Genomic DNA, 10,543 nt, shown 5'->3' on the forward strand with positions numbered 1-10,543 from the left:
AAAACATGCTCGAGGGGATGCACCACATTTCGGTGGCGGTGGACGATCTGGAAGAGGCCCGGGATTTTTACGCGGGTCTTCTGGAACTCGCCGAGATCGAGCGGCCCCCGTTACCGAATCCGGGCTACTGGTTCCAGGCCGGCGCCTGCCAGCTGCATTTGACCGAACGCCCGCCCGAGGCGCGCGGGGGAGTGGTTCCGGGTACTGGCGCGGGCGAAACGCATTTCGCGTTTGCGGCGAAGGACGTCGAACCTGTGAAAAGGCGACTTGAGACGGCCGGTGTCGAAGTGCGCGATGGGATCAATTCCGCAATCGGCCTGCGCCAGCTGTTTTTCCGGGACCCTTCCCGCAACTTGGTCGAGGTGTTCGGCAACTTCTGACTTTTTTTGCATCGGTACAACCATGAGCGAGCGGTTATTCCACCAAGTGGCCATTGTTCCCTGGCGGGAGGGAGTGAAGGGGCCCGACATTCTCCTTGTCTCGACCCGCGAGGGCGCCGAGGTTGGGGAGGAGCGGTGGGTGCTTCCGCAGGGAGGTATCGAGCCGGGCCAGACGCCGGTACAGGCGGCGGCGGAGGAGGCCTGGGAGGAGGCGGGCGTCGAGGGGATGGTCGAGCCGGTATCCTTCACAGGGTTCGATTATGAAATCGGGGCGGGGAGATGCCGGGTGGCGGTTCACCGCCTGCAGGTCCGGAAGGAAGCGCCGAGCTGGCCGGAAAAGGACAAAGGGGTCGGAAGTGGCTGCCGCACGCCCAGGCGGTGGAGGCCATATCCGGCGAGGTGCTCCGGGGGGTTCTTTCCCGCTTTTGATCTGCGGATGCGGTTGAAATACATGGATTTTCGTGGATCGCTCCGCGGAGCGGTTCCCTGGCGCGGTCGGTCGTATTATGGTGCACTCATTGCATTCATGACTTTGGGCTCATGACTTTGGGCTGGTATGACTTCGGGTAGGGGCGGGTGGGAGAATCACCGCATCCGAGGGGATGGTATGACCTGATTTCCTGTTTTCTGGGGCGGCATGATCTGATAAAAGAGCCGTTTTTTTTACCCAAATGTGGTATGGTTAAGCATACATCGGGAAACATAGCGGTCTTTTACGGGTTAGGTATAAAGCGAGACCATATGGGTTTGGTCTCATTTTGTTTTTACAGTGATAAGTTTGGGATCGCACACATAGAGAGGAGCAAAAACGAATGAAAATTGCGCGTTGGACCTCATGGGGCGTTGTTCTTTTGCTTGCCGTGGCTGTGGCGGGATGCACCGGCGGCGGGGTCTTTGATGAGCTTTCCGGGGTCGTGGGGGCCAAAAGCGAGACCGTCCTGGCACGGAAGAAGCTGATGAAGAAGCAGGGTGGTCTGATGAAGCAGATCGTCACGGCGTCCAAGGGCGAGGGCTATGCGGCGTTCTCGCTGTTGCGGAGCGGCGCGATGGACATGGCCGCCGCGGCGAAGAAGATTCCCGGCGCCTTCGCGAAAGAGGATCTGACCCCTCCGACGACCGCCCTGGCCAAGATTTGGACCGAGAAGAGCACGTTCGATCAGGGGGCCGCAAATCTCGCCTTCTCGGCGCAGATTCTCCTCACTGCGGTCGAGAACAACGACAAGGCCGGCATCGCCAACGCCGTGAAGACGGTGGGCGCCAACTGCGGAAAATGCCACAAGGCGTACCGGGTGCCGCCGAAGAAGAAGATGATGAAGAAGTAGTTTCGCCGCAAGGACTTTCTGAAAGTGCCCCGGCCATCTCGGCCGGGGCACTTTTTTTTTGTGGACGCCCGGGCGGGATTAATCTTCTCCTTTTCGGTGTTTTAGGGGGTGACAGCAGTTTTACCACTTTTTTCCAGTGGTGAAGGGTGCGGACTTTGCCCATATGGGGAGATGTCCAAATGATGTGCGCGAGAAAAATGTTCCGTTCGACAAGCTTTTTGGCCGTGATCGCGGCCTCGGGTCTGCTCGCCGGGTGCGCGACTTCCGGCCCGAGCCTCGTCCATCAGACCGGCAAGAAACTGCCCGGCGCCAGCCCTTTTCAGCACGGCGCCCGTATCACCCAGGAAGGCTCGATGAGCACGATGGGTGACCTCAAGGCGCTTCGCGGCAAGCACGCCAAGGGTCTGCAGTGGACCTCGGCGGATGAGGCCTTCCGGGCGGCGTTTGGTTTTTAGGAGCAAAGCGCAGTCCACGATACGCGCCCCGGCCATCTCGGCCGGGGCATTTTTTTGAAGAATAATCGCCGTTTTCTCTTCTTGACAAGAATCCAACCCCGCCGGAAGATTGAATGCCGTGCCGTGCGGGGGGCTTCGGTGCCCGTGCGCTTATGGAGAAAATGTGATGCGCGAGGAATTTCCGGACATCTCCTTTGAAGACAAATACGCCGAGGAAGCGCGCCTGAATCCGGAGCTTCGCCGCGCCATTCGGCTGATGGAGCAGGCGGCCAAAGCCCACAAGGGCAAGGACATCGAGAAAGCGATTGAGCTTTATCGGGAGTCGATCGCTTTTTACCCCACCGCCGACGCCCACACCTACCTCGGCTGGATGTACAGCTTTCAGGAAAGATACGAGGAGGCGATCGAAGAGTGCCACCAGGCCATCGAGACGGACGATGAGTTCGGAAATCCCTACAACGACATCGGCTCCTACCTCATCAAGCTGGACGAGGAGGACGCGGCCCTCGAGTGGTTCCAGAAAGCCAAAACCGCTCCCCGCTACACACCCCGTCATTTCCCTTACATGAACCTGGGGCGCCTCTACCTGAAGCGGAAAAAGTATGGCAAGGCGCTCGGCGAATTTTACAGAGCTGTCCAGCTCGCGCCGGAGGAGCAAGTGCTCCGCAACCAGGTCCGCGACCTGGTGGGCCTCCTGAACTGACCGGGTTCTTGCTCTTGCCCCTCCGTTGACCCCTTTCGCTCAAATCCTTAGACTCAGCCCGTGCCGCGGGGAGTGCCCCGCTTTTTTTCCGCCGGTTTTCGCTGTTTTTCGGGGCGATTGAAAAGGATCCTCTTGTTTTCCTCCGACTATCTCCAGCAACTGGCCATCGCGATTCCGGCCATCCTCCTGGCGCTGACCTTTCATGAGGTGGCCCATGGGTGGATTGCCGACAAGCTGGGGGACCCCACCGCCCGGCTGATGGGAAGGCTCAGCCTCAACCCCATTGTCCATCTTGACATGATGGGGACGCTGGCTTTCGTAATTTCGATGGCGGCAGGCGTCGGGTTCGGCTGGGCGAAGCCGGTGCCGGTCGATCCGCGCCATTTTCAGCACCCGCGCCGCGATATGATGTGGGTGGCGCTCGCGGGGCCGGTGACGAATTTCCTGCTCGCTATCGTGAGCGGGCTGATCTTAATACTGATGCGGCGGTTCGGGCTTGATGCCGGAACGATCAGTTATCCGCTCTCGCTCATGTTGCAGATGGGTTTCGTGGTGAACACGGCGCTGGCGGCTTTCAACCTGATTCCGATTCTGCCTTTTGACGGCGGGCGCATTCTCAACGGGCTGCTTCCGCCGCGGCTGTCCTGGCAGTATAGTCAGCTGGAGCCGTACGGATTTTTCATCGTTCTGGGGCTGATCCTGGTGGGCGGTCTCCGCTGGATCATGGGGCCGATCTACCTCACACTCCGGTCGGCGGAGTTGGCCATCATCCGGAATATTCTGAGCCTTCCCGGGCTTTCCTGAGCGGGAGAAGGTGGGGCGCGGAGGTTGTGAACGGCATCGGAAAGAAGAAAATCCGGTTTCTCTCGGGCGTCCAGCCCTCGGGAAAGCTTCACCTGGGGAACTACTTCGGCGCGCTGCGCCAGCACATCGCCCTCCAGGACGAGGGCGAGGCCTACTACTTCATCGCCAACTACCATGCGATGACCACCGTTCAGGATCGGAAGCTCTTGGCCGAGCGGACGCACGATGTGGCCCTCGATTACCTCGCCCTGGGCCTCGATCCGGGAAAGGCCGTCTTTTTCCGCCAGTCGGATGTGCCCGAGGTGGTGGAGCTGGCCTGGATGCTCGGCACGGTGACGGGGAAGGGGCTGCTCGATCGGGCGACGAGCTACAAGGACAAGGTCCAGCGGGGCATCGCCCCCTCGGTGGGTCTTTATTACTATCCCGTCCTTATGGCGGCCGACATTCTCATCTACCGCTCGAACGTGGTGCCGGTGGGCGAGGATCAGATCCAGCACATCGAGATGACGCGCGACATGGCCCAGGCGTTCAATGGCATGTATGGGGAGATTTTCCCGATCCCCGACCATCGGCTCGACGCCGGCGCCAAGGTGCCCGGCATCGACGGGCAGAAGATGAGCAAGAGCTACGACAACACCATCGAGATATTCCAGGAGGGGAAGGCGCTCCGGAAAAGGGTGATGTCCGTCGTGACCGACTCCACCCCGCTGGAAGACCCGAAGGATCCCGAAAAGTGCAACGTCATCGCGCTGTATCAACTGATGGCGAGCGAGGCCGAGGTCGCGGAGATGAAGGCGCGCTACCGCGCGGGCGGTTTCGGATACGGGGATGCGAAGAAGGCGCTCATCGAGAAGATTGACGCCCATTTTGGCCCATTTCGCGAAGAGCGCAAGCGTCTGGCGGCCGATCCGGGATTTGTGGAAAAGGTGCTGACAGAGGGCGGGGCACGCGCCCGCGCCGAGGCGGGGAAGACCATGCGGCTGGTCCGCGAGGCGGTGGGGATACCCTCCCGGTCCGTGGACGCCGCCGGAGCGTAAAAAAGGGATGACGGTGGACTACAAGCAACTGCTCAACCTGCCGAACACGGTTTTCCCGATGAAGGGGACCCTTCCCCAACGCGAGCCCGAGCGCCTCAAGGCGTGGGAGGAAGCCGATCTGTACGGAAAGCTGCGCGAACAGTCGGCCGGAAAGAAAAAATACATCCTCCACGATGGCCCCCCCTACGCGAACGGCCACATCCACATGGGAACGGTGCTGAACAAAATCCTCAAGGACATCGTGGTCAAGTCGAAGCAGATGGCGGGCTTCGATGCCGCCTATGTCCCGGGGTGGGACTGCCACGGCCTTCCCATCGAGCATCAGGTGGACAAGGAGCTCGGGAAGAAGCGCTTCGAGGTGAGCGCGGTCGAAAAGCGGCGCATGTGCCGCGCGTACGCCGAGAAGTTCATCGACATCCAGCGCGAGGAGTTCAAACGCCTCGGGGTGCTGGGGGACTGGGACAGGCCTTACCTCACCATGGGTTACGGCTACGAGGCCGATATCGTCCGCGAGCTGGCCCGCTTCATGGAAAAAGGAAGCGTCTACCTCGGGCTCAAGCCCGTCCACTGGGCCCCCGGCCTGCGGACGGCGCTCGCCGAGGCCGAGGTCGAGTACGAGGAGATCACCACCAAGAGCATCTATGTGCGCTTTCCTCTGAGCGATGCGCAAGCTGCCGCGTGGGAAGAAAAAATCCCCGCCCTGAAGGGAGTGCTCAAGGGGCAGCGAGCGAGCGTTCTCATCTGGACGACCACTCCCTGGACGCTTCCGGCCAACCTCGCCCTCGCCTTCAACGGCGCGCTCGAGTACGGCGTCTTCCGCGCGGGGGATGAGCTGCTGATCTTCCACGAGTATTTTCTCCCCGGCCTCGCGGCCATGGCCGAGAAGGAAGGCGGGGCGCCTTCTTTCGAGAACGTGGCGACCTTCCCCGGGGGCGCGGCCGAGGGTCTCGCCGCGCGCCACCCCTGGATCGACCGCGACGCCATCACCGTTCTCGCCGATTACGTCACCCTCGAGCAGGGAACCGGCGTCGTTCACACCGCCCCCGGCCACGGGCGCGAGGACTATGAAACCGGCCTGAAGTACGGTCTCGAGGTCTACAGCCCGGTGGACGATGACGGCTGCTTCACCTCCGAGGTCGAGCACTTCGCCGGCAAGTTTGTCTTCGACGCAGACCCGAGGATCATCGAATTGCTCCGCGAGCGGAGGATGCTCTTTGCCGTCGAGGACTATACCCATCCCTATCCGCACGACTGGCGGAGCCACCGGCCCACCATCTTCCGCGCCACCCCGCAGTGGTTCATCTCGATGGAGCAGAATGATTTGCGGAAAAAGGCGCTCGAGGAGATCCGCAAGGTGGCCTGGGTGCCTCCCTGGGGAGAGGAGCGCATCTTCAACATGATCGAGAACCGCCCCGACTGGTGCATCTCGCGTCAGCGTTCCTGGGGCGTCCCGATCGTCGCGTTTCATTGCGAGGGTTGCGGCGGGGCCGTCATTGACGCGAAGGTGGTGAACCGCGTGGCGGACATGATGGGCGAGAGCGGCGCGGACATCTGGTTCGAGAGGTCGGCGAAAGAGCTTCTGCCCGAACATTACGAATGTTCCAAATGCGGCGGGGCGGACTTCCGCAAGGAGACCGACATCCTCGATGTGTGGTTCGACTCCGGGGTGAGCCAAGCCGCCGTTCTGGAGCGGCGCGCGGATCTGACCTGGCCCTGCGACATGTATCTCGAGGGGAGCGATCAGCACCGCGGCTGGTTCCACAGCTCGCTCCTCGCGGCCGTCGGCACGCGCGGGGCCGCCCCCTACCGGGAGGTGCTCACCCACGGCTATGTGGTGGACGGCAAGGGCAAGAAAATGAGCAAGAGCCTCGGCAACGCGATGGCGCCCGGGGAGATTATTCAAAAGTACGGGGCCGAGGTACTCCGCCTCTGGGTGGCAGGGGAGAACTACCGCGAGGATATCCGCATCTCGCCGGAGATCCTTACCCGGATGGCCGAGGCCTACCGGCGGATCCGCAACACCTGCCGCTTCCTCCTCGGCAACCTGCGCGATTATGGAGTGTTCCGGCCCGAGCGCGACATCGTTCCCCTCGCCGAGCGGCCCGAGATCGACCGGCTCATCATCAGCCGCCTCGATCGGCTCATCGAGCGCGTCCGCAAGGCGTATGACGAGTACGAGTTTCACATCGTCTATCACGCGCTGAACAACTTCTGCGCGGTGGACCTCTCTTCCTTTTATCTCGATGTGATCAAGGATCGGCTCTACATTTCGCTGCCGGATGGGCACGAGCGGATGTCGGCGCTGAGCACCCTCCACGAGATACTGGATGTGCTGCTTCGCCTGATGGCCCCGATTCTCACGTTCACCGCGGAGGAGTGCTATGAGCTCACCCCCCGCCACTATGGGGAGAGCATTCACATGGTGCCCTTCCCGGAGACGGACCCGTCCCGGCACGACCCCGCGCTCGAGGCGGCCTGGGAGCCGCTCATCCGCGTCCGCGGCGAGGTGCTCAAGGCCCTCGAGGAGGTGCGGCAAAGCGCGGGCAAGGGCGGCGGCAGCTCGCTCAACTACCAGGTGCGCGTCTATGCGCCGGAGGGGCTGCGGGAGAAGCTCGCTCCGCTTGCCGGACAGATGGAGGATGTCTTCATCGTATCGGGTGCAGAGCTCGCGCCCGATGGCGCGGCCCCCGTCGGCGCCTATGCGGGCGAGGAGATTTCCGGCCTCTCGGTCGAGGTCCTCGAGGCGAAGGGGCGGAAGTGCGCCATGTCCTGGAAGGTCAAAGAGGATGTCGGTTCCGACCCCCGCTTCCCCGATCTGTCGGCTCGCTGCGCACGGATCGCCGCGGAACTTTTGCCGTGACGCCGAGAAGTCGAATGGGGATTTTCTTCACCTGGGGTGCGCTCATTGCCCTCGCCGATCAGATCATCAAGCAGGTCATTACCGCGAGATTTATTCTGGGCGAGAGCCTGATCCTCATTCCGGGGTTTCTGGACTTCACCCATGTCCGGAACCGGGGCGGGGCCTTCGGCATCTTCGGCGGGCTGCCGCCCGTGTGGGGCCAGGCCTTTTTCATCACCGCGACGCTCGCCGCACTCATCTTCGTTTTTTGTCTCTACCGTTCGCATTCCACGGCCCATCCTGCCGGCAGGGCGGCCCTCGTTATGATCTTCGGCGGCGGGGGCGGCAACCTGATCGATCGCGTCCTCTGGGGCGAGGTGATCGACTTCGTGGACATCTACTACGGCGCCTATCACTGGCCGGCGTTCAATCTGGCGGACAGCTGCATCACGGTGGGCGTGATCCTTCTTGCGCTCGACATCTTCCGCCGGCCCGCGGAAGCCGACGGCGGCGCGGCAGATTCTTCGTCCGGGGCATGAACGCGGCGGCCGAACGCATCGAACTCGTCTGCGATGACGGCGCTCCGCGCCTGGACGCCTACCTGGCCGCGCAGCTTCCGCAGTTCTCCCGGTCGCGGATTCAAAATCTCATTCGCGAAGGACATGTCCGCGTGGCGGGGATGCCCGCCCTCAAGAGCGGCGAACGTGTTGAGGCGGGCATGTGCATCGAGATCGATGTCCCGCCCCCCGAGCCGCTCACACTCGCACCCGAGGACATCCCCCTCGAGATTCTTTTTGAGGACACCCATCTGCTGGTCGTGGACAAACCGCCGGACATGGTCGTTCATCCGGGCACGGGCGCGCGGGGCGGGACCTTGGTCGCGGCGCTCCTGCACCACTGCCGGGGGCAGCTCTCCGGCATCGGCGGGGTCGAGCGCCCCGGCATCGTCCACCGCCTCGACAAGGACACCTCGGGACTGCTGGTCGTCGCCAAGACCGACGCCGCCCACCGGCGGCTCTCGGCCGATCTCAAGGCGCGGCAGATCAGACGGAGCTACTTCGCCATCGTGCGCGGCGTTCCGGCTCCGGCGGAGGGGACGATTGACGCCCCGATCGGGCGCCACCCCCGGCACCGGACCGAGATGACGGTGCGCGAGGGCGGCCGCACGGCGATCACCCATTACAAGGTGAGGGAGCAATTCGATGGGGCTGCGCTTCTGGAGGTCAATCTCGAAACCGGGCGCACCCACCAGATCAGGGTGCATCTTCGCCACATCGGCCATCCCGTCCTGGGCGATCCGATCTACGGCGGGGCGCGCCTCTCCAAGGAGGGGCGGAGGCGAAAGCGCGCCGGCGATCCGCTCGATGCGCTGATCGGCCGGCAAGCCCTCCACGCCTTCCGGCTGGAGTTCGTCCATCCGGTATCGGGGGAGCCCTGCGTCTGCGAGTCGGGCCTCCCCTTTGACATGGAAGAGGTCCTTGCCGCGCTTCGGGGAAGCCCGGCGGGGGGAAGGTGAGCCGCTCCCTCGCCTTGCCGTTTCCGCCGGGGCTGTGCCATAAGCGAAGAAGATATACATTTACAAAAGGAACGAAACCGGAACTTTCTCACCGGAGAGACGACATGAGAGAAGTGGTGATCTTGAGCAGCGTCCGGACGGCGGGCGGCGCCTTCGGTGGTGCGCTCAAGTCCTTTACCGCCCCCGAGCTGGGGATTTTGGCCGCCCGGGAGGCCATTCGAAGGTCCGGGATCGCGCCCGGGCATTTCGATGAGGCCATCTTCGGGAACGGCTGGCAGGCGGGGGTCGGCCCCAACAGCGCCCGCCTGATCAGCGTCGGGTCGGGCCTCCCGAATGAGGTGCCCGCCTACACCGTCAACAAGCGCTGCGGTTCGAGCATCAAGACCGCCGCGCTGGCGGCCCAGGCCATCCGCGCCGGGGACGCCGGCGTGGTTCTCGCCGGCGGGGCCGAGAGTACGACGAACGTTCCCTATATCCAGCCGGGTGCCCGGTGGGGCAACCGCTTCGGGCACGCCGAGTTTCTCGATCTCATCTACAAGGACGGCTACATGTGCCCGCTCGCGGGCGAGCTCATGGGGGTGACCGCGGAGAATCTTGTGGAGAAGTACAACATCTCCCGCGAAGAGCAGGACGACTTCGCGGCCGAGAGCCAGGGGAAGGCGATCGCCGCACTGCAGGGCGGGCGGTTCGCGTCCGAGACCGTTTCCGTCGAGATCAAGGGGCGGAAGGGAGAAGTGACCCTTTTCGAAAAGGACGAGACGCCCCGCGAAGGGGTTTCGGCCGAGCAGCTCTCCCGCCTCAAGCCGGTTTTTCACGAAACCGGCTCGGTGACGGCGGGGAACTCCTGCAGCCAGGCGGACGCCGGCTCCGCTTTGGTGCTTGCCGCCCGCGAGCGTGCCGAGGAGCTGGGGGCCAAGCCCATCGCGGTGCTGCGCGGCTACGCCTCGGCGGGCGTTGAGCCCAAGCACATGGGGCTGGGTCCGGTGCCGGCCATCCCGAAGGCGCTGAAAATGGCGGGCCTCGCGCTCGAGGATATGGATCTCATCGAGGTCAACGAGGCGTTCGCGGCCCAGGTCATTGCCGTCGAGCGCGAGCTCAAGTGGGATCGCCGGAAGCTGAACGTCCATGGCGGCGCCATTGCGCTCGGCCACCCGGTCGGGGCGACGGGCGCGAAGCTGATCGCCACTTGCCTGAGTGCGCTGGAGCAGCGCGGCGGGGAGCTGGGCGTGGTGAGTGCCTGCATCGGCGGCGGCCAGGGGGTGGCCGTCGTTCTGCAGCGCGTGGCCTAGGCGGAAAGAGGAAGCGGCATCATGGAAGTGAAAAAAGCTTTCATCCTCGGCGCCGGAACCATGGGGGCCGGCATCGCCCAGGTGTTCTCCCAGGGCGGCATCCCGGCCGTGCTGACGGACATGCGCCGCGAGATCGCCGATCGGGCGATCGAAGGCCTCGGGGCGCGCCTCGCGCGCCGCGTCGAGCAGGGGAAGATG

11 protein-coding genes are annotated in these 10,543 nt (G+C 63.5%); all 11 read left to right on the plus strand.

Annotated features, from left to right (window positions below; translation table 11 throughout):
- The coding region (locus O2807_05840) for a VOC family protein (GenBank protein ID MDA1000024.1) at positions 1–380 on the plus strand (380 nt) is incomplete at its 5' end.
- A 22-nt stretch (positions 381–402) separates the two neighbouring features.
- Complete coding sequence (locus O2807_05845; GenBank protein MDA1000025.1) at positions 403–924, plus strand: NUDIX domain-containing protein; 522 nt, start codon at positions 403–405, stop codon at positions 922–924.
- A 268-nt stretch (positions 925–1,192) separates the two neighbouring features.
- The gene (locus O2807_05850; GenBank protein MDA1000026.1) at positions 1,193–1,702 is read left to right on the plus strand and encodes a cytochrome c; all 510 of its coding nucleotides are present in this window, start codon (positions 1,193–1,195) and stop codon (positions 1,700–1,702) included.
- Between the two features lie 197 nt (positions 1,703–1,899).
- Positions 1,900–2,157: a hypothetical protein gene (locus O2807_05855; GenBank protein MDA1000027.1), complete on the plus strand. Its 258-nt coding sequence runs from the start codon at positions 1,900–1,902 to the stop codon at positions 2,155–2,157.
- Positions 2,158–2,323: 166 nt separating this feature from the next.
- Positions 2,324–2,860, plus strand: coding sequence for a tetratricopeptide repeat protein (locus O2807_05860; GenBank protein ID MDA1000028.1), 537 nt, complete (start codon positions 2,324–2,326; stop codon positions 2,858–2,860).
- A gap of 117 nt (positions 2,861–2,977) precedes the next feature.
- Positions 2,978–3,664 (plus strand): site-2 protease family protein, encoded by a 687-nt coding sequence (locus O2807_05865; protein MDA1000029.1) that lies wholly within the window; start codon positions 2,978–2,980, stop codon positions 3,662–3,664.
- Between the two features lie 35 nt (positions 3,665–3,699).
- Positions 3,700–4,701, plus strand: a complete 1,002-nt coding sequence (gene trpS / locus O2807_05870; protein ID MDA1000030.1) for a tryptophan--tRNA ligase — start codon at positions 3,700–3,702, stop codon at positions 4,699–4,701.
- 7 nt (positions 4,702–4,708) lie between these two features.
- A complete protein-coding gene (ileS, locus tag O2807_05875; GenBank protein MDA1000031.1) occupies positions 4,709–7,561 on the plus strand; it encodes an isoleucine--tRNA ligase in 2,853 nt (950 codons plus the stop codon).
- Between the two features lie 14 nt (positions 7,562–7,575).
- A complete protein-coding gene (gene lspA, locus O2807_05880) occupies positions 7,576–8,079 on the plus strand; it encodes a signal peptidase II (GenBank protein MDA1000032.1) in 504 nt (167 codons plus the stop codon).
- On the plus strand, positions 8,076–9,056 hold the full coding sequence (locus tag O2807_05885; protein ID MDA1000033.1) for an RluA family pseudouridine synthase: 981 nt from the start codon (positions 8,076–8,078) through the stop codon (positions 9,054–9,056). Before lspA ends, O2807_05885 begins: the two co-directional genes overlap by 4 nt.
- Before the next feature lie 104 nt (positions 9,057–9,160).
- On the plus strand, positions 9,161–10,345 hold the full coding sequence (locus O2807_05890) for a thiolase family protein (GenBank protein MDA1000034.1): 1,185 nt from the start codon (positions 9,161–9,163) through the stop codon (positions 10,343–10,345).
- The last annotated feature ends 198 nt before the right edge of the window (positions 10,346–10,543 follow it).

Source organism: bacterium (assembly GCA_027622355.1).
In the GTDB taxonomy this organism is placed as follows: Bacteria; UBA8248; UBA8248; order UBA8248; family UBA8248; genus JAQBZT01.